18 protein-coding genes are annotated in these 24,786 nt (G+C 44.7%); 11 read left to right on the top strand and 7 right to left on the bottom strand.

Translation table 11 applies throughout. The features are described 5' to 3' along the window. Nucleotides 1-351 precede the first annotated feature (351 nt). The 3 genes from malM to malK are packed head-to-tail and all read right to left on the bottom strand — an operon-like array spanning nt 352 to nt 3,699. Nucleotides 352-1,308 carry a maltose operon protein MalM gene (gene malM / locus FE394_RS08670; RefSeq protein ID WP_319925993.1) on the bottom strand — a complete coding sequence of 319 codons (957 nt, stop codon included), beginning with the start codon at nt 1,306-1,308 and terminating at the stop codon, nt 352-354. Then, nucleotides 1,308-2,555, bottom strand: coding sequence for a maltoporin (locus FE394_RS08665; protein ID WP_319925992.1), 1,248 nt, complete (start codon nt 2,553-2,555; stop codon nt 1,308-1,310). Before FE394_RS08665 ends, malM begins: the two co-directional genes overlap by 1 nt. A gap of 34 nt (nt 2,556-2,589) precedes the next feature. Further along, nucleotides 2,590-3,699: a maltose/maltodextrin ABC transporter ATP-binding protein MalK gene (gene malK, locus FE394_RS08660; RefSeq protein ID WP_319925991.1), complete on the bottom strand. Its 1,110-nt coding sequence runs from the start codon at nt 3,697-3,699 to the stop codon at nt 2,590-2,592. A 428-nt stretch (nt 3,700-4,127) separates the two neighbouring features. Between malK and malE the strand changes: the two genes are divergently transcribed. From malE to malG, 3 genes are all read left to right on the top strand, one after another. After that, the gene (gene malE / locus FE394_RS08655; protein ID WP_319926008.1) at nt 4,128-5,327 is read left to right on the top strand and encodes a maltose/maltodextrin ABC transporter substrate-binding protein MalE; all 1,200 of its coding nucleotides are present in this window, start codon (nt 4,128-4,130) and stop codon (nt 5,325-5,327) included. 95 nt (nt 5,328-5,422) lie between these two features. Next, on the top strand, nt 5,423-6,988 hold the full coding sequence (malF, locus tag FE394_RS08650; protein ID WP_319925990.1) for a maltose ABC transporter permease MalF: 1,566 nt from the start codon (nt 5,423-5,425) through the stop codon (nt 6,986-6,988). A 12-nt stretch (nt 6,989-7,000) separates the two neighbouring features. Next, nucleotides 7,001-7,891, top strand: coding sequence for a maltose ABC transporter permease MalG (gene malG, locus FE394_RS08645; RefSeq protein WP_319925989.1), 891 nt, complete (start codon nt 7,001-7,003; stop codon nt 7,889-7,891). 366 nt (nt 7,892-8,257) lie between these two features. Here the strand turns inward: malG and malQ are convergent, their stop codons facing one another. After that, nucleotides 8,258-10,420: a 4-alpha-glucanotransferase gene (malQ, locus tag FE394_RS08640; protein WP_319925988.1), complete on the bottom strand. Its 2,163-nt coding sequence runs from the start codon at nt 10,418-10,420 to the stop codon at nt 8,258-8,260. A gap of 2 nt (nt 10,421-10,422) precedes the next feature. Then, nucleotides 10,423-12,876, bottom strand: a complete 2,454-nt coding sequence (gene malP / locus FE394_RS08635) for a maltodextrin phosphorylase (RefSeq protein ID WP_319925987.1) — start codon at nt 12,874-12,876, stop codon at nt 10,423-10,425. A 353-nt stretch (nt 12,877-13,229) separates the two neighbouring features. Between malP and malT the strand changes: the two genes are divergently transcribed. The 8 genes from malT to FE394_RS08595 all read left to right on the top strand — a co-directional run bounded on the left by malT (nt 13,230) and on the right by FE394_RS08595 (nt 22,786). Beyond that, nucleotides 13,230-15,947 carry an HTH-type transcriptional regulator MalT gene (gene malT, locus FE394_RS08630; protein ID WP_319925986.1) on the top strand — a complete coding sequence of 906 codons (2,718 nt, stop codon included), beginning with the start codon at nt 13,230-13,232 and terminating at the stop codon, nt 15,945-15,947. Between the two features lie 202 nt (nt 15,948-16,149). Further along, complete coding sequence (locus FE394_RS08625) at nt 16,150-17,403, top strand: class-III pyridoxal-phosphate-dependent aminotransferase (RefSeq protein WP_319925985.1); 1,254 nt, start codon at nt 16,150-16,152, stop codon at nt 17,401-17,403. Beyond that, nucleotides 17,403-18,464, top strand: coding sequence for a zinc-dependent alcohol dehydrogenase (locus FE394_RS08620; RefSeq protein ID WP_319925984.1), 1,062 nt, complete (start codon nt 17,403-17,405; stop codon nt 18,462-18,464). Before FE394_RS08625 ends, FE394_RS08620 begins: the two co-directional genes overlap by 1 nt. A 13-nt stretch (nt 18,465-18,477) precedes the next feature. Further along, nucleotides 18,478-19,116, top strand: a complete 639-nt coding sequence (locus tag FE394_RS08615) for an HAD family hydrolase (RefSeq protein WP_319925983.1) — start codon at nt 18,478-18,480, stop codon at nt 19,114-19,116. A gap of 106 nt (nt 19,117-19,222) precedes the next feature. Continuing rightward, entirely contained in the window at nt 19,223-20,374 is a 1,152-nt protein-coding gene (locus FE394_RS08610; protein WP_319925982.1) for an MFS transporter, read from the top strand. Between the two features lie 14 nt (nt 20,375-20,388). Beyond that, on the top strand, nt 20,389-20,988 hold the full coding sequence (locus tag FE394_RS08605) for a DUF1349 domain-containing protein (protein WP_319925981.1): 600 nt from the start codon (nt 20,389-20,391) through the stop codon (nt 20,986-20,988). 442 nt (nt 20,989-21,430) lie between these two features. Next, on the top strand, nt 21,431-21,961 hold the full coding sequence (locus tag FE394_RS08600; RefSeq protein ID WP_319925980.1) for a hypothetical protein: 531 nt from the start codon (nt 21,431-21,433) through the stop codon (nt 21,959-21,961). Nucleotides 21,962-22,021: 60 nt separating this feature from the next. Further along, nucleotides 22,022-22,786, top strand: a complete 765-nt coding sequence (locus FE394_RS08595; RefSeq protein ID WP_319925979.1) for a scabin-related ADP-ribosyltransferase — start codon at nt 22,022-22,024, stop codon at nt 22,784-22,786. Nucleotides 22,787-22,895: 109 nt separating this feature from the next. Here FE394_RS08595 and thiH read toward each other — a convergent pair whose 3' ends face one another. Together thiH and FE394_RS08585 are read right to left on the bottom strand one after the other, a co-directional pair. Further along, complete coding sequence (gene thiH, locus FE394_RS08590; protein WP_319925978.1) at nt 22,896-24,020, bottom strand: 2-iminoacetate synthase ThiH; 1,125 nt, start codon at nt 24,018-24,020, stop codon at nt 22,896-22,898. Further along, nucleotides 24,017-24,784 carry a thiazole synthase gene (locus FE394_RS08585; protein ID WP_319925977.1) on the bottom strand — a complete coding sequence of 256 codons (768 nt, stop codon included), beginning with the start codon at nt 24,782-24,784 and terminating at the stop codon, nt 24,017-24,019. The genes thiH and FE394_RS08585 overlap by 4 nt, the downstream gene beginning before the upstream one ends. Nucleotides 24,785-24,786: the final 2 nt, after the last annotated feature.

Raw genomic sequence — 24,786 nt, 5'->3', positions numbered from 1 at the left:
GCTTGGATATTTAAGATTGCCATAAAGGATATCATTGTTTCATTGCTTTCTATAAGTATTTTATTCTGCATTATATTTTCAATGATAATACCAAGGTTTATATTCGGTATATTGTTCTTGGCAGTGATTGTTTATTCTGTTTACAGATCCTACGGAAAAATCAAAAGCTATTTGAATAAAAAAAGCACTCTGGATGATTTTAAGTGAAAATGATGCCGGTAACTCAATGTAATAAAAGCTTACAGAGACGGGGATGAAGTTTTCTCACTTGGATTCGCCTAATAAGAGCCTATTCCTTTAGGCTCTTAAATTAAATATGAAATCTTACGAATAATTCTGTGTGAATGAGTATTACTCTTTGTTTTTTATCATCTTGATAAAAGTTTTTCTTGCTGTCGGAGAACCGAGACGTTCAGCTTCATTCAAAAGTTTCAAAGCCTTATCAATATCACCATTGTTGATTGCTTTCTTAATGGCGTCATTGAAATACTTTTCGGTATCGTTTAATACTGGTTTCTCAGTGGATAGCGTAGATTGCGGTATAGCCACTGGAGCTGTTTTTATCGGTGATGTAGATGTTGCTTGTGTAGAACCAACGGTGACTGGTTGTTGTGATGGTGTAGAAAATACCTGACCAATCAAAATATTGCCCGCATCGCGTTCTGATTTCACTTTTAGCGTTAATGTACCTGCCTCAGTATGGCGAGCAATTGGGTCAGGAATATTCGGAACAGCATTGCCTATCCCTTGAGCATAAGCTTTTGCTGGATCAACCATTTCTGTCGAGGTTTGCAAATCGGTGTGAGTGGTATAAATCAGCAAATAAATCTTTTGCTGTCCTAATGCCGGTGTCAGCTTTAACACGCCTTCGAGCCTGTCTATGGACATAATACCCGGCTGCTGATAGCGAAAGTAGTGGCTCGGATAAAAGGCGGCAGGACGGAGTTGCTCATCCAGCACCAAAACATTCGGTGCATATACCTGTTTATCTTTTATCAAACTGTTCAGCGTAATTTCCAATGATCCTTGATTAGCTGGCAAGGCAAATGCAGCTATCGCTCCACGAATATCTCCGCTATTAAGCTTTTGTGACGTACCATTAAGGTCAATAGTCTGAGTAGCATGAGTGTTAACGGGTTGCCACTGTAATGCTTGCAAAGCCGACTGAGATAAATTAGGCGCGATAATATTGGGTGCTACAGATGAGGCTGTATCAAGCACCGCACTCTCTGATGTGGCATAACTCACAGCAGGAAGCATATTGCAGATCAGAGCACTGAGACAGAGTGAAAGCAATTTTGTTTTCATTACCACCAAGCCTCAAATTGGGCACCAAATATAACGTCATCGCTATTACCACGACTGAATTGGCGTGCTGATGTATCACGGTAAGCCACGCCGTTGTCATAGCCCCACTTTTCATCCCATTTTGCGTAGGTAGCAAATAAACGAATTGCAGGACGTGACCAAATACTGTCTCCGGCTTGCCATTGTTGGGCTAGGGTAATTTTGTACTGATTATTGCTTTCTTTGGTACGTTGAGATTTCACATTGTCATAGCCAACTTCCATCAATGTGCTCATTATCGGTGTCCACTTATACATTGGACGGATACCCACGGTATACCATGTACTGCCGTTGTTATTGTCATGGTCTATATCCTGATACATGGCGACATACATGAGATCCCATTTATTTGTGAGACTGATGGCACCGTGATTCAGAATGCGAAGCATGTGTCCGTCATTATTAATACTGGCACCTTCGGAACGCCCATTATTGTTGGAAGCCATTGCGTCAGTTGCATACTGTAAGACAAACTTGTTGAAGCCACCTAACATACTTTGGGTATGTTCGGCAGTCAGCATCACACCATCTTTGGATGCTCGTTTATCAAGCTGATATCCTTTTCGTGCATTAGCACGTCCATAATCAATGCCAAGTTCCAGTGTTCCGCCAGCATTGACAGGCAGATTAGCTAGTCGTATATCGAAAACATCATTTGAGGTTGGGATTGCCTTACGTTCCCAACCGAATGAGCCTCCTTCTTCTGTATTACGGGTTACAGCGAGAGAAAATTTACCAAAACCAAGGTCGATATTCTCCAAACCGGCACCAGGTCCGGAAATATCCCAGTAATAGAAATCGATCATATGGACATCGTGTCGCTGATAGAAACGTTTACCAGCCCACAGTGTTGAACCGGGCAGCCAATCAATAATATTGTCTGCTTTGACGTTTACTTCACGGAAACCGGGCTTAGTATCTTCCCAGTCTTTTTGCTGGGAAACGGAGTAGGCTAAGTTTGTATCAAAGTAGAAACGTTTGTCGCCATCTTTCCATAATTCTTGCCCTAGTTTAAGTTCCGCATAGGTTTCACATTCGTTACCCAGGCGATACTTACTCTGAGCTCCTGTAGCTTGGGCACATTTTTGTTCGCCACCACTTCCAGTCCAGCCAATGCCTGAACGGGCATAGCCGTGAAAGTCGACAGCGGCAGCCTGCATAGATAGCAGACCAGTTATCATGGCCAATGAGAGAGACAATATACGCATAATGATTCTCCTGTTATTTTCGATAGCCGCAGATTTAGACTCCGGGCTCTTTATGTAGACGCTGACATGAGGTTCCGTCTTCGCGGAAAAGGTGACAACGATGGGGAGCTAATCCGATAGTGAAATTAGCGCCTTCTTCCACGAGAACAATATCAGGTTGGCGGTAAACCAAGTTTTGATGAATGGCAGGTATGCGGATGTGTATCTGGGTTTCATTCCCCAGTTGTTCCACGATCTGTACTGTCCCCTCTAACGTAACATCCGCTACGTCATTAGGCAAAAGATGCTCAGGACGGATCCCTAAAGAGACATTACTACCAACAGAGACTCCCTTACTTTCAACAGGTAACCAAACAAGTTGACCATTGGGTAAGATAATTTGTACTTGGTCGACAGCTATGGCGGATACTTTGACCGGCAAGAAATTCATTTTCGGTGATCCAATGAAGCCTGCAACAAAGCGGTTGGCGGGATAGTGATAAATATCCAGTGGCTTACCAACCTGGGCAATATTGCCACCATCGAGCACCACAATTTTATCTGCCAGCGTCATGGCTTCGGTTTGATCATGAGTCACATAGATCATCGTACGTTGTAGTCGCTTGTGCAGACGTGAAATTTCGATTCGCATCTGTACCCGAAGTGCTGCATCCAGATTGGAAAGAGGTTCATCCAACAGAAAAATATTAGGTTCAGCAACCAGCGTTCGACCAATAGCGACACGCTGGCGTTGGCCACCGGATAGCGCCTTGGGACGTCGATCCAGCAGATGGGCAAGTTGGAGTGTTTCCGCAACCTGTTGCACTCGTTTTTTAATATCGTTTTTTTTGACTCCGGCCAGTTTCATGCCGAATGACATGTTGTCTGCAACAGAAAGGTGGGGATACAACGCATAGGATTGAAAAACCATTCCGACACTGCGTTTTGCTGGTGGAACATCATTCATGCGTTTCCCTGCCATGAATAAATCACCGGATGTGATGTCTTCCAATCCTGCGATCATCCTTAATAGCGTTGATTTCCCACACCCGGACGGGCCAACAAATACGACGAATTCTCCTTCTTGAATATCAAGATTGAGATCTTTGGAGATGATTGTTTCACCGTACGATTTAGATACATTGCGGAATGTGACGCTGGACATTTATTCTCTCCCTCGGATGTGCCACCTCAGTTTTCTGTTCGCTACCTATTTACCGTAGTGAGAAACTGCGTGAAAAACTGATGGCAGAATTGTGTACAAAATAACAAGTATAAGAATCCTCCATCCCAGAGTTTTTTATGGGGGAGGAATTAGGATGACGAGATTAATGTGGTTAGGGAAGGGAAGGATAAACTACCAGATAAGATGTGAATTAAGTCACAAAAAACGATGTCATCTTGGTGTTAACGTTATGATTTTAATTATTTTTGTAAGCTGGCTCACACTCATTTGGGATGAGGCGTAGAACAGGGGAGGATGAGTCTTTTTCATGTTGATTGCACACTGGGAACCATTTTTAGCCATACAGTGAATAAATAGGCAATGAAGAAATTCATCCTGAACTGATAAATGATAAAAAGGGCGGAATGATGACTAAAAAAATTTTGAAAGTGGGTAGCCGTACTTTGATGCTTTCCGTTTTAACGACATGGATATTGTCTGCGCCAGCTTTTGCAAAGCTGGAGGAAGGTAAACTGGTGATTTGGATTAATGGTGATAAAGGCTACAACGGGTTGGCTCAGGTCGGTGAAAAATTCGCAAAAGAAACGGGCATACCTGTTGTTGTTGAACATCCTGATAAACTGGAAGAAAAATATACCCAAATTGCTGCTACCGGGGATGGGCCGGATATTATTTTCTGGGCACACGATCGCTTTGGTGGTTATGCCCAATCAGGATTGGTAGCTGAAATCACGCCAGATAAGGCTTTCATTGATAAATTATTCCCCTTTACATGGGATGCCGTGAGTTATGACGGAAAGTTAATGGGATACCCTGTCGCAGTTGAAGCACTCTCTCTTATCTACAATAAAGATTTAATCAAATCTCCTCCAAAAACATGGGAAGAAATTCCGGCGTTGGATAATGAGCTGAAAAAGCAAAATAAAAGCGCAATCATGTTCAATCTGCAAGAACCTTATTTCACTTGGCCGTTGATTGCGGCGGATGGTGGGTATGCTTTCAAGGCAGAAAACGGCACTTATAGCGTTAAAGATAGCGGGGTGAATAACGCAGGTTCCAAAGCGGGAATGCAATTTTTAGTAGATTTAGTCAAAAATAAACACATTAGTGCAGATGTTGATTACTCCATTGCCGAAGCCGCATTTAATAAAGGTAAAGCGGCGATGACAATCAATGGCCCGTGGTCGTGGTCGAATATTGATAAAAGCAATATTAACTATGCCGTTACGCTCTTACCTACTTTCAAAGGAAAACCTTCCAAGCCGTTTGTTGGCATTTTAACTGCGGGTATTAATGCGGCTAGTCCCAATAAAGAATTGGCGAAAGAATTTCTGGAGAATTATTTACTGACTAATGATGGACTGACAATGATGGATCAAGATAAACCGCTGGGAGCGGTGGCTCTGAAATCCTATCAGGAGATTCTTGCGAAAGATCCACGTATTGCTGCCACGATGGAAAACGCCCAGAAAGGAGAAATTATGCCGAATATATCTCAAATGAGTAGTTTCTGGTACGCCATGCGCAGCGCAGTCCTTAATACGATCAGCGGTCGTCAGACGGTTGATGCAGCTCTTAATGATGCTGAAGCGAGGATGACGAAATAACTGAATGACAGGCTCCTGAATCCAAAGGAGCCTCAGTAGTACGGGAATTGAATCACGGGAATTTAATCACGAGAAATCGTAACAGGAAGTGCAAGATGTCAGCGACATTAGAAAAAACAGTATGGTGGCAGCATCCTGCCCTGAAATGGTCTGCTGTAGGTTTATGCCTGCTTTTTACCGGTTATCTGGTTGTGTTGATGTATGTGCAGGGAGAATACCTGTTTGCTATGTTAACGCTGGTATTACTGGGAAGCGGTATTTATGTTTTTGCCAACCGTAAAGCTTACGTTTGGCGCTATACCTACCCAGGAATTGCTGGCATAGGATTATTTATACTGTTTCCACTGATTTGTACGATTGCCATCGCTTTTACGAACTATAGCAATACCAACCAATTAACGTTTGAACGTGCTCAGACGGTGTTAATGAGCCGACAATATCAGGCAGGACAGCCCGTTAATTTCAAGCTTTATCCTGCATCCGAACAATGGATTTTGGCGCTTAATACTCCTGATAGTGGGCAATTATTGGTCTCCGCACCTTTTTCTTTTCCTGAACTGACTGAAAAAGAAGAAATTATCCTGCCTCTATCTGCTCAGGAAGAAAATATTGCAAGTGATGCTGCGACATTACGTATTATCACCCAACATCGACAATCATTAGGCCAATTGGTAGCAGTCCTTCCCGATGGCAGTAAGTTGAGAATGAGTTCTCTGCGACAGTTTTCCGCTATACACCCTCTTTATTCTCTCGGGGAAGACGGAGTTACGCTAACGAATAAACAAACGGGTATACACTACCGACCGAATATGGATATAGGGTTCTATCAATCCATTAATGCTGAAGGGGAATGGACTAAGGAAACGTTAAGTCCGGGCTTTACGGTTTCCATTGGCTGGAAAAACTTCTTGCGGGTGATACAAGATGAGGGTATCCAAAAGCCCTTTCTGTCGATTTTTGTCTGGACTGTGGTCTTTTCGCTGCTGACAGTGATATTGACTGTTGCGCTGGGTATGGTGCTCGCTTGTATTGTGCAGTGGGAATCCATTAAAGGAAGAGCAATTTACCGGGTGCTGTTGATTTTGCCTTACGCTGTTCCTTCGTTTATCTCCATTCTGATTTTTAAGGGATTGTTTAACCAGAGTTTCGGTGAAATTAACTTGGTGCTTAATGGATTGTTTGGACTGAAGCCGGGTTGGTTTACAGACCCGACATTGGCACGCACCATGCTGATTATCGTGAATACGTGGCTAGGCTACCCTTACATGATGATCCTTTGCATGGGGTTGTTAAAAGCAATTCCTGATGATCTTTATGAGGCATCGGCAATTGATGGTGCAGGGCCATTGCAGAACTTCATCAAAATTACCTTTCCCTTGCTGATTAAGCCATTGACTCCGTTGATGATTGCCAGCTTCGCTTTTAACTTCAATAACTTCGTTTTGATTCAGTTACTAACCAATGGAAGACCTGACCATATTGGTACGACAACCCCTGCGGGTTATACCGATCTGCTAGTCAGTTATACTTACCGTATCGCTTTTGAAGGAGGAGGCGGACAGGATTTTGGTCTGGCAGCGGCAATCGCTACGTTGATTTTCTTGCTGGTGGGGGCATTAGCCATCATTAATCTGAAAACTACCCGTATTAAATTTGATTGAGGAGAAAAGGATATGGCGATGGTGCAATCCAAATCGCAGCGGTGGCGAGTATGGGCAACACATGCTTTGATTCTGAGTTTTATTGCCTTGATTTTGTTCCCGATGCTAATGGTCGTTGCCATTTCTTTACGGCCGGGAAACTTTGCTACTGGTAGTCTGATTCCAGATACTATTTCGTGGGAACATTGGAAATTGGCATTGGGTTACAGCGTGGAATCCCCGGATGGACGGATTACCTCACCACCATTCCCTGTGTTGTTGTGGCTATGGAATTCCATAAAAATCGCGTTTATAACAGCCACGGGGATTGTCGCGCTATCAACAACCTGTGCGTATGCTTTTGCCCGTATGCGTTTTCGTGGAAAAAGTGTCTTGCTTAAAAGTATGCTGATTTTTCAGATGTTCCCTGCTGTGCTCTCGTTGGTGGCGCTGTATGCTTTATTTGATCGACTGGGAGAATATATTCCCTTTCTTGGTCTCAATACTCATGGTGGTGTGATTTTTGCCTATCTGGGAGGAATAGCCCTGCATGTATGGACGATCAAAGGCTATTTTGAAACGATAGATCGCTCACTGGAAGAATCAGCCATGCTGGATGGAGCAACATCGTGGCAAGTTTTCCGTCTAATACTGTTGCCGCTTTCTGTACCAATACTGGCTGTCGTGTTTATCCTATCTTTTATCGGCGTTATTACCGAAGTACCGGTTGCATCTCTGTTGTTACGGGACGTAGATAATTACACGCTGGCAGTCGGAATGCAGCAATACCTTCATCCGCAAAACTATCTCTGGGGTGATTTTGCAGCCGCTGCGGTGCTTTCTGCCATTCCCATTACTGCAGTTTTCTTACTTGCACAACGCTGGTTGGTTGGTGGATTGACATCGGGAGGTGTGAAAGGTTGATGGCTGGTTAATGCCTATCAGTGCCAGAACCTTACTGGAATAGTAAGGTTCTGGCATAGTAAGCTGACATAAAGTTTACAATAATGGTCATCATATTAAAGCGGCTTTGCTTCCCTCTTTATTCAACACATCATTTATTCAACACATCAAATACTGTTCTGAGATAGGCATCTGCAAATGCGAGTTCATTACGTATCATTTTGCTCACTGTTGCATCATGATCACGATATTTCATAGCCTATTTCTCCTGAGAATCCTTCCAGAAGGAGATGGTGTTTTCAATGCCGGCTTGCTGGTTGCGCTAAAGATGAACCACCATCGATATTGTTCTATAGCTGGTGGTTCTATGGCTGGTGGTTCTATGGATTATAAGACTTGTTTTCGGTGCTCGCTTACTGTTTGCAGCAATTGGTTGATATGTGCATCCGCAAACATGGCTTCCAATGTGACGGTGAGTTTGCGTCGCCAGTTGGGATATTCCTCAGTTGTGCCCGGAATGTTGACGGGTTGTGTCATATCCAGCCAGTCTTCAGGTTGTAATCCTAATAAAGCGCAGTTGCTATGGGCTGTATAGCAATGTACACCTTGATTGATAGCGACCGACATGGGCGGCTCTGTTTGCTCTGGTAATGTGGTTTGCTGCAATGCGGATAGAGTACTCTCTTTAGGCTCTTGAGGTGATTTATCTGATTCAGATAGATAACCGTGGCGGATTAAACCGTCTAATAACGCTTGTTTACAGTGTCTTCGCTCAGCATATAATTCAGCAAGCAGCGCTTTATCAGGATATAAGCCGATGGATTCACCTAATGTCAGATCCCTGTTTTGCCAGAATCCACGTAAAGTGGGTAAGTCATGGGTAGTAATGGTTGCCATAGCTTGTATGGGATATTCATCGGGAGAACGATATTTTCCTCGTTCATTGCGTTCAAAATAAAATACCTTATAGGAATAAACGCCTCTGTCCCGTAACTTATCGATAATTTCTTCCGGTACAATTCCTAAATCTTCGCCAATGACCAAACAATGATTGCGCTGGCTTTCCAGTGCCAGTATTGCCAGTAAATCATCAACCGGATAGTGGACATAGACACCTTTATCGGCAGTTTCACCCTGTGGTATCCACCAAAGCCGGAGTAGAGCCATCACATGATCAATGCGCAATGCACCACAATGACGCATATTACTCCGCAGCAATTCAATGAAAGGTTGATAGGCCTGAATTTTTAATACGTGGGGGTTCATTGGCGGAAGTCCCCAATCTTGCCCCAAAGGCCCCAGAATATCAGGTGGTGCTCCCACGGATGCTTTAGTGCAATAGATATTTCGGTTACACCATGTTTCTGAACCGCCTTGTGCCACACCTACGGCGAGATCACGGTAAATGCCTATCGGCATCTGATTGGTTTGGCTTGCTGTGAAACATTCGGCAAGTTGAGAATCAGCCAGCCATTGTAACCAAAGGAAAAAATCTATTTCTTGTGGATATGAGTGGCAGAATTCCTTAACTGCATCACTATCAAATTCACGGTATTTTTCCGGCCATACTGGCCAGCCCCAGTAAGTGTTATTTTCTCCATGTAGTTTATGGTGAAGCGCATCATAGGCCGCCTGAGAATAAAGATTTTTACCTCCCTTGTTCACAAATTGCTGGAAAGCAATATATTGGGGATCATCATCAGGTCGGCTCTTAAATTGCGGGTAAGCCAGACGTAGTGCGGACATTTTTAGTGTCATTACGGTAGTGTAATCGACCCACTCTGCTTGACGGGCTTGCTGGAGTTTTAGCTGTGTTTCTGGTAATTGCCACCATATTTGAGCTTCAGCACTATGCTTAAAATCTTCCACCTGATTTACTGCAATATAAACAATATTGAGCCAGTGGCGGGAAGATGGGCTGTAAGGGCTGGCATTTTCGGGCATTGCCGGGTAAATGGCATGCAGGGGATTTAAGCCGATAAAGGCGCCACCACGTTGTGCCAGTTCTTGCAGCATATATCTCAGATCGCCAAAATCACCGATTCCCCAATTATTTTCTGATCGCAGGGTATAAAGCTGAACGCAAGCGCCCCAAAGTTTTTCGCCATTTATCAGAATTTCTGGCTCATAACAACGTTCCGGCGCAACAATGAGCTGCATAGATTGTTGTTGGGAGTTGGAATCTTGTTCTGTTCTGGTGCTCAGCGTCAGCGTGTGATATCCCAAGGGGAGATTAGTTGGCAGAGTCAGTTGATATTGGCAATGACCACGAAATGTTTCCTCTTGTTCAGTATATATCTGCCATTGGTAACTGTTTGCGTCATTCAGAGGCAGTGTGACTGTCTGTCCCTGAGTAATGACTTTAACGTTAGGTATAGAGGATGTCAGTATGTGAGAAACCGGTCTATTGACCGGTATATCAGTATTCATGGCTTCCAATATCCGATGCCTGATTTCAGCGGGGATCGCTTGCAGTTTTCCATAGGCATTAATATATTCGCTGGTAATGCCAGCCTCAGTTGCCAAATCATCGAGGCATTTGTTTTCCATACTCAATCCCTATTTGTTAGCCAGATGCGTTGTTGATAATCCTGAATTGCGCGATCAGAACTGAATTTACCCATTCTGGCGGTATTAAGTACCGTACTGCGTGTCCAACTTTGAGTGTCACGATACAGAGTATCAATTTGCCTATGAGCCTGGCAGTAGGAGGCAAAATCGGCCAGTACTAAATAGGGATCACCGCCGTTAGTCAGGCTATGTAACATGAGATCAAATGCCTGCGTATCTCCGTGGCTGAATTCGCCATTGGCAAGGGCATCCAGTATGCCTTTTAGATGAGGATCATGCTGTAGTATGTCTTGAGGATTATAGCCGTTATTCAGTAAGGCTTTTGCTTCTTCCACCGTCTTGCCAAAGATAAAGATATGGTCGTTTCCTACCTGCTCAGCAATTTCAACATTTGCTCCATCCAATGTTCCGATGGTGAGTGCGCCGTTTAAAGCTAGCTTCATGTTACCTGTCCCAGAGGCTTCTTTTCCGGCTGTGGAGATTTGTTCCGACACATCTGCTGCGGGGATCATCAGTTCCGCTGCGGAAACGTTATAATCGGGGATAAACGCGATTTTTATGCGATCACGTACGATCGGATCATGGTTTATCTTTTCTGCTGCATGGCTGATGGCAGAAATGATGTTTTTTGCCAGATAGTAACCGGGGGCAGCTTTGGCACCAAATAGGAAAACGCGGGGATGGATATCCAGTTCCGGATTGTCCTGAATCTGTCGATAAAGTGACAAAATATGGAGCAGGTTCAGATGTTGACGTTTGTATTCATGCAGACGCTTTATCTGTACATCGAAAATGGCATGGGGATCAAGTTGAAGCCCCATGATTCTATTCACATAATTGGACAGATGGATTTTGTTCTCTTGTTTTATGGTGCGATAGGCAGCACAAAATGAGGTGTCATCGGCATAAGGTTCGAGTTGTTTGAGGGCATCCAGATCGTTAATCCATTCGCGATTTAATGTCTGGTCAATCAATGAGGAAAGCGCCGGATTGCACTGTTTTAACCATCGACGAGGGGTTACCCCATTGGTCACGTTCTGGAATTTTGTCGGCCACAATTGATGATATTCAGGGAATAGATCTGTCACGATCAAGGATGAATGCAGAGCCGCGACACCGTTGACAGCAAAACAAGCTACGACACAGAGGTTAGCCATTCTGACTTGATTATCATGGATAACTGCCAATTTTTCCCAGACTTGTTGGTTACCGGGCCAGGTTTGCTCTACTGTTTGTTTAAAGCGGCGGTTGATTTCCTTAATGATGCGGTGATGACGTGGCAGAAGTTCATTGATCAGATGCTCATCCCAACGTTCCAAGCCTTCTGGCAGCAGCGTATGATTGGTATAAGCGAACGTTTTCCCCGTAATTTCCCATGCAGTTTCCCAATCCAACTGATATTCATCAAGCAAAAGGCGCATCATTTCAGGAATAGCGATAGTCGGGTGGGTATCGTTAAGTTGGATAACTTCGTATCGTGGCAGTTCTTCTATTTTACGTCCTGTTTGCTGGTGGCGGCGCAAAATATCTGCCACAGCACAGGCACACTGAAAATATTGTTGCATCAGGCGCAGCCGTTTACCGGCCTGATGGTTATCATTCGGATAGAGCACCTTAGTCAGACTGGCAGCGTCAATACCTTGCTGCTCGGCATGCAGGAACTGCCCATCATTGAAAAGCGATAAATCAAAGGGATTATCGTATGTCGCTTGCCAAAGTCGCAGTGGTTGAGTGACTCCATTCCTATATCCAATGACTGGCAAATCCCACGCCTCGCCAATCAGAGTAAATGCGGGAACCCAGGTTTCATGGCCATCAGCATTTATAACTATTTCACCACCAAGATTAACGTTAACTTTTAACTGTGCATTATGGCGAAACCATGGATAGGACTCACGCTCCCAATCATCGGGCGTTTCAATTTGCTGATTTTTTTCAAAAGATTGGCGGAACAGGCCGTATTGATAATTCAGGCCATATCCTGTGGCAGGTTGATTGATCGTCGCCATTGAATCGAGAAAACAGGCTGCCAGCCGTCCAAGTCCTCCATTTCCCAATGCCGGGTCGGTTTCTTCCTCCAATAGGTCACTCAAAATAATGCCATCTTCTGCCAGATAAGCCTGCACATCGTCATACCAGCCAAGATTCAACAAATTGTTGGCTGTCAGACGCCCTATCAGAAATTCCATTGAGATATAGTTCACATGGCGCAGGCTGTCAGATGCCGGGGCAGTACGGTTTTGCTCAATAGAAAGAGGAAGTAATTCAGAAATAGCGGTACTAACGGCTTGCCACCACTGATGTGGTGTCATTTCTTGAGCGGAGCCAAGACCGAAATGTTGCCATTGGCGTGTAATAGCGGCTTTAAAGAGAGACCTATCTAATTCGGACTTTTTATCTGATGTGGATTTTTTATCTAATATTGATAGTTGCATGGCGTTATTACCCTGTCACTAAATAAGGAAATTTGGGAGGTATTTAGGGGATATGCTGACGGCTAGAAAGGTGAGGAACATCATCCTATGAAAATATTCGCAGGGAGGAGTACAAGGGCGTAGCTATTTCTTTCGAACCTTTTCGCAATTTCATAGAGAAATGGAAGGGTTGCAAGCAAAGAATGTGACAGGGTGCAATTTAACACAATGAAATTAATCAAGTTGTTTGCAAAAGATAGACGTTTCTCTAAATTTGGTTAGCGTTGATGAATGATAATGGTGTAAGTGAGCCAATAGCATCGGACAAAATTTTGGTATCAGTTTTATTCATTGCTTATGAGGGAAGGAAATTAATGCTTATCCCATCGAAACTCAGTCGTCCCGTTCGCCTGAATAATATGGTCATGCGGGATCGTTTGCTAGAAAAGTTCAATGAGACACAGGATTATCGGCTGGTGTTGGTAACCAGTCCTGCGGGGTATGGTAAAACCACCCTCATGTCACAATGGGCTGCTGGGCGGGATAATCTGGGTTGGTATTCCCTTGATGACAGCGACAATCAACCAGAGCGTTTTGCCAGTTATTTGATTACGGCTATACAACAGGCAACACAAGGGCATTGTGTGAAAAGTGAAATACTCGCTCAGAAGCATCAGTACGCCAGTTTATCTGCATTATTTGCCCAGCTTTTTATTGAACTCAATGAATGGCAACAGCCGATTTTTCTGGTGATTGATGATTATCATCTGATCGTGAATGGCCTTATTCATGAAGCGATGCGTTTTTTTCTCCGTCATCAGCCAGAGAATTTGACGCTGATGATCCTATCGCGCCACTTGCCATCATTGGGTGTGGCTAATCTACGTGTACGTGAACAGTTATTGGAAATTGATAGTCAGCAGCTGGCTTTTGATCATCAGGAAACTCAGCAATTTTTTGCCAGACGATTGGCGGTTCCATTAGATGCTGATAATTGCAGACAGTTGTGTGAAGACGTTGCAGGATGGGCAACGGCATTGCAGCTTATTGCTCTTTCTGCCCGACAATCGGGTAATAAGGCTGAAATATCAGCAAAGCGCTTTTCTGGAATGAACGCCGCTCATCTTGCGGACTACCTCGTGGACGAGGTGTTAAACCGGGTGGATCAAGCGACCCGGGATTTTTTGCTGCATAGTTCTATTCTGCGTTCCATGAATGATGGCCTGATTGTTTGCCTGACAGGAGAAGAAAACGGCCAGCAACGACTTGAGGATATTGAGCGTCAAGGGTTGTTTATCCAGCGGATGGATGATTCCGGTGAGTGGTTTTGTTTTCATCCTTTGTTTGCTTCATTTCTGCGCCAACGTTGCCAATGGGAAATGGCAACAAAATTGCCAGAATTACATCGGGCGGCAGTGAAAGGATGGCTAATGCAAGGGTATCCGGGGGAAGCAATTCATCATGCTCTTGCGGCTGGGGATACCGTATTGTTGCGGGATATTTTACTGCAACATGCCTGGGAACTGTTTAATCACAGTAAATTGTCTTTACTGGAAGAGTGCATGAATGCACTGCCGTTTGAACAATTGTTGGAAAGTCCGCGTTTGGTTCTGTTGCAAGCATGGTTGGCCCAGAGCCAGCATCGCCATTATGAGGTGAATGCATTATTGAATCAGGCAGAACAATCAATAAAGCAGAAACAGATAGCCATTGAGCCGGAGTTATTGGCGGAGTTTGATGCCCTGCGAGCACAGGTCGCAATTAATGACGGACGGCCTGTTGATGCTGATGCTTTGGCTGAAAAGGCGCTGGAAAGTCTGTTGCCGGATAATCAATATGGCCGCATTGTGGCGATGTCGGTGAAAGGGGAAGTATTGCACTGTAATGGGCAACTGGTCAGTGCGTTGGCCCTGATGAAGCAAACGGAGCAGCTTGCCCGTCTTTGCCATGTCTATCACTATGCTTTATGGGCGTTGTTGCAACAAAGTGAGATTCTACTGGCACAAGGTTATTTGCAGGCGGCTTATGATACACAGAGTCAGGCATTTGATTTAATTCGTGAACAGCATTTGGAACAGCTACCGATGCATGAATTTTTGCTGAGGATCCGTTCGCAGCTTCTGTGGTGCTGGGCGCGTATTGATGAGTCTGAAGAGGTAGCTCGTCGGGGATTGGAGGTGCTGTCCAATTTCCAGCCACAGCAGCAATTGCAATGTCTGACTCAACTGGCGAAATGCTCTTTGATCCGTGGAGATCTTGATAATGCCCGCCGTTATTTGTCCCGCTGTGAAAACCTGCTGAATAATGGGCATTATCATCGTGATTGGCGGACGAATACTGACAAACTACGTGTCATCATCTGGCAGAGTCTGGAGGACAGTAGTTCTGTGACCCAATGGTTGATACAGGCCGAACGGCCAGAAAGTTTTTGTAACCACTTCAATCAAAACCAATGGCGTAATATTGCCCGTGCCCAAATCCTGCTGGGTCAATATGATGAAGCCGAATCTATCCTGAAGATGTTAAATGAATATGCGAGAAAATTGGCGCTAGTCAGTGATTTGAATCGTAATCTTCTATTGTGCAACCTGCTTTACTGGCAGTTGGAACGTAAGGCAGAAGCGCAGGATGTTTTGATGGAAGCCTTAAGTCTGGCCAATCGCACGGGGTTCATCAGCCATTTTGTTATTGAAGGGGAGTTGATGGCTCTGCAATTGCGCCAGCTCATCCAACTCAATATCTTGCCTGAGATGGAACAGCAACGGGCACAGCGTATCCTGCGGGAAATAAACCGCCAGCACCGACATAAATTTGCTCATTTTGATGAAACATTTGTTGAGCAATTACTCACACATCCAGATGTGCCCGAACTTATCCGTAATAGTCCGCTTACCCAGCGTGAATGGCAGGTATTGGGGTTGATTTATTCTGGTTACAGTAATGATCAAATTGCCGCAGAGTTGGATGTAGCAGCGACCACTATCAAAACCCATATACGAAATCTGTACCAGAAAATGGGAATTACGCATCGGCAAGAAGCTATTCAACAGGCTCAGAGCTTGATGCAAATGATGGGGCTAGGGGTTGAGTAAGGATATGCTTAATGGAGGTAATATTTTCTTTAATAAGATAAATGATGGATTATATAAAATTAAAATATAAATTAATTTTTAAAATCATTTTACATTTTTTATGGTCTTTATGTGATCGCCATAACGTTTTAATGGGTCTAAGCTCATTTCGGTACAGAGAGTAGGTTCCCTTGTTAAAAATTATTAATGGTGGTTAGTGATTATGGAAAATAAAAATCATCTTGACGATATGCTTTCCCATTTTGTCGGTTACGGTCCGTATTTAGAAATCGATGGAGAAAGATATATTGATGCTGCATCCGGAACGTTTAATTTACCGCTTGGCTACACAAATCAAAGGATTGCTGAAAAACTTAAACAGCAGATTGATCGATGCACACATTTGAGTTCAGCTTATACACATGAGATGTCACAGTATATTTTGAGTAAATTGGTGAAACATACCCCCGCAGGAATAAACCGTATCTGGCTACGGGATGTTTCTGGCTCGGGTGCCGTTGAATGTGCTATTCGTATAGCGCAAAAAGCCACGGGACGTTCAGGTATTATCTCTTTTTTTCTTGCTCATCACGGTCAATCTCTCGCAACTGCCCAGATTTCTGGTAATGCATTCAGAATAAAAGATTTCCATATCAATATTGACGGTTCGATAAAAATTCCTGCGCCAGCCAGTGTTTTGTCGGGAGAGCAAACACAGCCTGAAACAGGACAATTTGTCGATTTAGAACAGTTCATTCAATTAGGTTCCAACGATAATATCGCATGTCTGATTATTGAACCGATTCAGGGGAATGGCGGCAATATTGTTTTCCCCGTGGAGTTCTACCGTAAGATCAGGGAAATCTGCCATCAACATGGCATTATTATTATTGCGGATGAAGTACAGACAGGTTTTGGTCGCACCGGAACTTTCTTTGCTTCAACAGGTTATGCCAAGGAGTTGGAGCCGGATATCATTGTCTTCGCCAAAGGTGCCGGAGGTATCGGCATTCCGACCGGCGGTGTGCTGATGCGAGATTCATTGGATGTGCTGGAATCATTTGAACATTCGAGTACTTCTGGGGCTAATCCGCTTTCCTTAGTCGCCCTCAACGAGATCATCGATATTATTGAAGATGATCACATTTTGGCAAATGTGCAACAAAATGAAGCTTACTTACGTGATGGATTGTTGGAATTGCAGTATAAATATCCAGACATTACAGGAGTCAGGGGGGTCGGATATATGTATGGCTTTGATACTCCGACCCCAGATTTTGCTGCACAGGTAATTGCAACTGCTAACCGCCATCGTCTGATTCTGCGTGGCTCCCGTTATGGTAAGGGGCGATCTCTCAAAGTACGTCCTCCATTAATGTGTACAAGGGAACATTTGAACGAAATTCTGCATAAACTGGACCTGACTTTTGCTGAATTAACGGCTATCAAGCCTGAGCACAGGGAGGTTGCAGCATAATGAAAGCCCTCAAATTTCATCAAGTATGGGATGTTCAGATACAGGATATCGATCCCTTGTCCTGCATTGAACCAGATGATGTTGTTGTTGATATTGCTGTGTGTGGTGTTTGTGGCACGGATGTGGGCATTATTACGGGTTCTTACCCTGTTGCTGTGTCAGGAACCACATTGGGTCATGAAACGACGGGAATTGTGGCGCAAGTGGGAAGTGGAGTGACCCGATTTCAGATTGGCGACCGCGTGGTGATCAACCCGACATATTCTTGTGGGCATTGCCGGATGTGTCAGACAGGTAATCCCAATCACTGTGAAAGAAAATTGGGCACGGAAGCCGGAGTTTCCTATGATGGTGCGTTTGCTGAGCAATATCGGGGAAAAGAAAGCTCACTGATCAAGTTGGATGATCATGTTGGTATGGAAGAAGCTTCGTTAACTGAGCCATTGAGTTGCACTTTGACGGGAGTGGATAAACTGGGAATTACCCATACCAATATTCGCGCAGCAGTGGCAGGCGCAGGCCCAATGGGGATGCTTTATATTTGGGCTTTGCATGAGCGGGGTGTTAAGGCCTTTATGGTCGAAAAAAATCCTAGTCGTGTACAATTCGCTAGCAAGAACTTACCCGCAGAATGTCGGTTATATACTGATTTTGATGAAGCACTGACACAGGAATATGGTGACAAATCAGCCCGGATTGATCTGTGTGTAGATACGACGGGGCAACTGACTGAATATGTTTTCGATCACTTGGCTCCGGGTGGAAAGTTGCTTAATGTTGCCCTGAAAGATAAACATGCCAGCCTCGATATCCTGAAAATTGCGGATAAAAGTCTTTCAGTCATCGGTTCCATTGATTCCCTGAACAACAGCTTTGAGCGTGCTTATGCCATGATCCGCGATGGTGTGATCCCTGCTAATCGTTTGATTAGTCATATTTTTGATTTTGAAGATTACCGGCAGGCTTTTTTGACCGTTGGCTGTGATATTACGGCAAAAACGCAAGTACCTCTCAGTACTCCAAATTGTAAGGTGCTAATCCGCCTTGCTGATCTCAAGTGATGGCGTATTTCTGATGGATAAATTGAATGTCATTTTTGATATTGACGGCGTTATTGTCGATAGTGAACAGCTGCATTTTGATGTGCTGCGCGAACTGGCTCCCGACCAAACTTGCCATATTCAACCACAGCAATTGATTGGCCTGAGCCTATCGGAAACTCTGAATGAAATAGGTGTTCCGCTACAGGCACAAACCAGCATCACTGATAGGATCATTTCAGTCTATAAGGAAAAACTGTCTGAGCATTATCTACGTCCGGGAATTATCCCGCTGATCGCGGCATTACAGCAAAATGGTATTGTTTTTGGTTTTGTTTCGACGGCACCGCGTGAAGTGTGTCTGGCAAATTTGAGCTTATTGAATTTAAAGGATAAGCCCGCCTTGATTTCTGGTGATGATGTTGAAAGAACTAAACCTTTTCCTGATCCTTATCTGGCGATGTTGAGACTGAAAGGGATGGATGTTCAACAAACACTGGTGATTGAAGATACTGATTTAGGTATCGCGGCGGCAAAACAGGCTGGTATTCCGTGGATATATGCTTGGCCTCATGCCTTATCGGTAGCTGAGCAGTATAAGCAAGCTTCCTGTGTTATCGAAAGTCTGGCGGATATTCCGCAGTTTTCCGGAATAAATGCGAAGTTGATGTGATGTTTTTATGAATAACGTAAATACCCTCCACTGACTGTAGTGGAGGGCATATTTTAAGGACATCATCTGTGATTTTTGTGTGAAGATATTGTTTGGAGGAATTGAGTTGTCTCAGGAATGTGCAGTCTCTTCGATAAAACAACCCATTATGGCAACCCGAATTGCATTTTTTATTGCCGGATTCAGTATTGCGAGTTGGGCCCCGCTGATTCCGTTGGTGAAGGAAAGATTGGGATTGAATGATGCTTCAATGGGGCTGTTGATACTGGTGTTTGGTATTGGCTCTTTCATCATGATGCCGATAGCGGGAATGTTGGCGACGCGTTTCGGTTGCCGAAAGATTTTTACCCTTTTTGCTTTGCTGGCTATTTTGATATTGCCGGGATTAAGTGTGCTCTCGACCCCGCTGACACTGGCTTGTGCTTTGTTCTTATTTGGTGCCGGAATTGGGGCGTCAGATGTCGTCATCAATATCCATGCGGTTAATATTGAGAAAAGGGTACACCAGCCGATTATGTCGGGATTTCATGCGTTATTCAGTTTAGGTGGAATTGCGGGAGCGGGGTCGGTCAGTCTGTTGTTGTTTATGGGAATCCCGCCATTTCAGGTCACACTTGCTGTGGCGCTGTTCGTTATCCTGCTATTGCTGCCTGCATGGAGCGGATTATTGGATAATACTGAAACGGAGGATACGCCGTTTTTCGCCTTACCCCGTGGCATTGTTATTCTGATTGGTTCTCTCTGTTTTGTCGTGTACCTGATGGAAGGTTCGATGCTCGATTGGAGCGGGATCTTGTTAAGCAGTGTCCATAACATGGATAGCCATCAAGCCGGTTTCGGCTACACGCTTTTCGCCATTACCATGACATGCGGTCGATTTTTGGGTGATAAAATCATCGCGGCATGCGGATATAAGCGTGTGTTTTTGGGAAGCGCAATTCTGGCGACATCGGGTTTTGTACTGATCTATCTGGCATCTGGTACGGTACAGTTGGCTATTTCTTTCCTGATGATTGGGGCAGGGCTATCTAATCTGGCTCCGATGTTTTTTACTGCTTCAGGACAGCAAAAAGTCATGCCTGATGCGTTAGCTGTCTCTGCCGTTTCGACAATGGGATATTCGGGCATTCTACTTGGTCCGGCAATTATCGGAGGTTTGGCTCATCAGGTAACGTTACATGGTGCTTTTGCCTGTATTGCTTTACTTTCTCTTTCATTGTTAGCGGGATATGGTCTGGTTAATCCCACTAAAAAATAACAGGGTAAATATTGATGAACTTGCAGCAATGTCAGTGGCTGAATGAACCTAATTCATGGCAGAGCCAAGAAGGTGAGCTTCATGTCACGACGGACAATAAAACCGATTTCTGGCGTGATACGTGGTATGGCTTTCAGCGTCATAGCGGTCATGTCTTTGGTGGCTATGTTGATGATTTTCAGCTTGAAGGCGGTTTTACCGTTCAGTTCTGCATCGAAGGCCAGTTCGAGCAGTTATACGATCAGGCGGGCATTATGGTGCTGGTGGATGAGCAACACTGGCTAAAAGCAGGCGTTGAACATTCTGACGGGCAAGCGACCATTGGCAGTGTATTGACCAATGGGGGATCTGATTGGGCGATGGGGCTTTTTCCGGGCAATCCCGATAAGTTCTGGTTGCGGCTGACTTATGGCGATGGGGCTATCCGGTTGCAATATTCCATTGATGGTGTGACATGGCCGTTACTGAGATTGTCTCCCTTTGTAGTTAGCGATCAGCAGCGTATTTTTATCGGGGCTATGTGCTGTTCACCGGAACGTGAAGGATTGCAGGTAAAATTTTCCGATTTCAGGCTGACATCACCGATGAAAAAACATTTGCATGACTTGAGTTAGCCATCAAGCTATTTAAAGACCCGCGTTATGCACCAGATGAACGATAGAGCCATTATTCATGAGCCTATACCTGTCATCTTTTAAGTTGCTGTTTTATTGGCTTCACTCACTCCCGTCACCGTTTTTATAAACATAGCGCTATCTACGCTTCCGGGGATAAATGAGAGGCACCTGCCTCTCACCGGAATCCAGTCTTTGGTTGGGCAAATTCATTCTCTTGCCGTCGCGCTGCATCTTGAAATCCATTGGATATCTCTCTCGTACGGATTATCGAGCTGTATTTTTTAAATGAAACATCAACAAGTGACTTAATCCCGTTCGGATGGCAGAGCTACGCGATAGGATGCGTGAGTAGGGTTAATGACAAAGCGAGGGTTCATGCTTGATTCGAACGGTGAGGTTTTGCCTTGCAAATTGGTAACTTTATTTTGGAGAAATGAAGATGATGAAAAAATATCAATTACTCATATCAATAGTTATGGCTCTGAATATTTCCGCCTGCTCAAGTGATACGGAAGCAACAGAGGCAACAGAGGCAACAGCTTCTCTAAAACCTGATCATAGTCGTACTTTAATGATGGCTAATCGTCATAATGATAAGAGTATTCATAGCAATATGGTGTTCAATGCGAATAACAAGGTAGTGAGTAGGAGATGTGGAACCGGGTATGTAGTTGGAGTATGGACAAGTGCGGATACTTTGCAGCATGGGTGGGCAGTTTGGTTATCAGAAACAGGACGGAGTTGGAGTAATAAGGATGTCAAAATCTATTGGGCTTACGATAAATCAGGCACTGACAATAATGTTGGGAAAAGCCTTTACGCAACTATTCTGGCCGCTCAAGCCAATGGACAGACGGTGGCTGTTCGGGATGTTACGACAGACGATAATCAATGTGAGATGGTTCACCAATGGGAAGATTCCAAGATGGATGGTCCGCGATTCAATTCGGCAATAGCCTGGTATCCATAATCGTGAATCATTTTTCTGTGTTCTCTGAAAATTTGTAACATTTTAAAGGAGAAGCATTTAATGAAAATTTTAAAACTCCTTTCTCTATTATCTGTTTTATGTTTATACACAGCACAATCCCATGCACAACAAACAGATCCAGTCACTCACGTCTACCGAATGGATACCCGCCATCCGGATACAATCTTCCTCCCGGCGCAAGGCGGATTTGCTCCCTGGGGAACGAATGACAATATTGTCGAGCATGTTCAAGATGCCACTCTTCAAGGAGAAAACGCTGAGGCTTCGATATTTGTTTCAACGAGTGCCAATCGAGATTGGACAATTCAATGGGGCGTTCTGTTTCAGGGTAGAGAGGAATTCTACATTTATGACATACGACCAACTTTCAATTTTTATAGTGCGATTTCATCATTTCAGGCACTTTATGCCCGGACAGGTGATCCGCGGTATTTTAACCTGATTGACACTTATAGCGCCCAGGAAGAATATTCGGCGCGCGGAGGTATTCCTGTTACACAGATTTATGGCGCCCGGGAGTTTCACTATGATCCGGATAGCGGCGATTACGTTGAAGGTGAGTATGCTCTTAACCGATATTATGTGGATATTGACACAGCAGCCAATCCCACCCCTTATACACCGATATCTCAGATACCACGTGAAATCATCGTACCTGAGACCTATTGTGCTCTCAATTTAAGCATGCCACGTGATTCTGCTCGTTTTAACGCCCGTACTGACAAATACCCATTTTTAAGAAAATTAAAGCTATGTCATGACAGTTTACTGACGATAGCTTTTTTAAGTGCCATTATTCCCTAGTCGTCTTCAACTTAACTTCTTTCCACTTGTTTAACGGAGATAATTTGTTGATAAATATTCTTTTTTTATATTTCCGCCCATTTTTTTGGGCGGAAATAATAGTAGTGATTTACCGTCCCAAGTAACTATCCCAATCTTTCCAGACAGGCTGTAAGCCTGATTTGGCCAAAGCCTTAGCGACCTGAAAAACGGAGCGGTTATCATGAGGCGCAAATTGTTCCAACTCATGGTGATCATCGGCGTAACCGCCCGGTTGGGTTTTGGAACCCGCACTGATGTTATTGATCGCGAGTGGCACAACGTGATCACGGAAGAAGGGTGACTCACGGGTAGAAAGTGAAAGTTCTATATCCGGTGCCAGCAGGCGAAACGCGCAGATCAGTTGTACCAGTTCGGCTTCACCCATGATGGAAGCAGGCTCAATGCCACCAGCACAGGGGCGTAGTCGTGGAAAAGAGATGGAGTAACGACTTTTCCAGAACTGTTTTTGCAGGAAAAACAGGTGATCCGCCACCATATAACAGTCGGTTCGCCAATTGTGGGAGAGGCCGATCAGAGCACCCAACCCAATTTTGTCTATTCCTGCCCGTCCAAGCCGTTCCGGTGTTTCCAATCGCCAATGGAAGTCTTGTTTTTTTCCTTTCAAATGGTGCAATTGATAACTCGGTTGGTGATAGGTTTCCTGATAGACCATTACGCCATCCAATCCCAATGTTTTCAGTTCAGCATACTCTTCTTGTGCCAATGGCTGGACTTCCATTGAAACAGAACTGAAATGACGATGGATTAAGGGTAGGTAGCGGCGAAAGTAATCCATGCCAACTTTGTTTTGATGTTCCCCCGTGACCAGCAAAATATGCTCAAATCCCAGTTTTTTCAGTGCGAGGCACTCCGCTTCGATTTCCTGTTCATTGAGGGTTTTGCGCTTAATGTGGTTACTCATGGAAAAACCGCAATAGGTACAGTCGTTGGCACACAGATTGGAAAGGTAAAGTGGGATAAAAAATCCCACAGTATTACCAAAACGCTGGCGGGTCAGTTGCTGTGCGCGTTGGGCGAGCGGCTCAAGATAAGGCAGTGCAGCAGGGGAGAGTAACGCCATAAAGTCATCCAGCGTTAAGCGATCGCTGTTTAGCGCATGTTCAATGTCCTGCGATGTTTTGCTATTGATGCGTAGAGTGATGTCATCCCAATCCAGTTGTTGCCAGTGTTGGCGAAATGTGTTGCTTGTCATAACGCCCCCAGAAAATCGGTCAGTGGGCTGGATGCTTCTGCATGGGATTTCTGGCTCGCTACGCCCGCTTGATGTGACAGTTCGCCGGCTTCGATGGCGGTTTTGAATGCCAATGCCATTTTGACCGGATTACGGGCAACAGCGATGGCGGTATTGACCAGCACGGCATCTGCACCCATTTCAATGGCGGCCAGCGCATGGCTCGGTGCGCCAATTCCGGCATCAACAACGACGGGTACGTTAGCCTGTTCGATGATGATTTGCAGAAAATCGCGCGTCAGCAATCCTTTGTTTGAGCCGATAGGCGCACCCAATGGCATGACAGCCGCACAGCCAACCTCTTCCAGCCGGCGGCACAGAACGGGATCCGCACCACAATAGGGCAGGACGATAAATCCTTCTTTCACTAATTGTTCCGCTGCTTTTAGCGTTTCAATTGGATCGGGCAACAGATATTTTACGTCGGGGTGGATCTCCAGTTTAACCCAGTGCGTTCCCAATGCTTCCTTTGCAAGACGGGCAGCGAATACGGCTTCTTCTGCGGTTTTTGCCCCGGAGGTATTCGGCAGAAGTTTGACGCCCAATTGTTGCAGTGGCGCAAGTATCCCATCGTCATTGCCGTGCAGGTCGATGCGTTTCATTGCCATTGTCACCAATTGACTGCCAGAGGCCCGGAGCGCGTCGAGCATTAATCCCGCATTGGCGAATTTACCTGTTCCGGTAAATAAGCGGGAATGAAAAGTAGTATCAGCAATCTTTAACATAA

Origin of the sequence: Xenorhabdus littoralis, assembly GCF_033949345.1 — a bacterium.
GTDB lineage: Bacteria > Pseudomonadota > Gammaproteobacteria > Enterobacterales > Enterobacteriaceae > Xenorhabdus > Xenorhabdus littoralis.
Note: the sequence above shows the minus strand (reverse complement) of the source record. Positions and strands in the feature narration are given on the sequence as shown.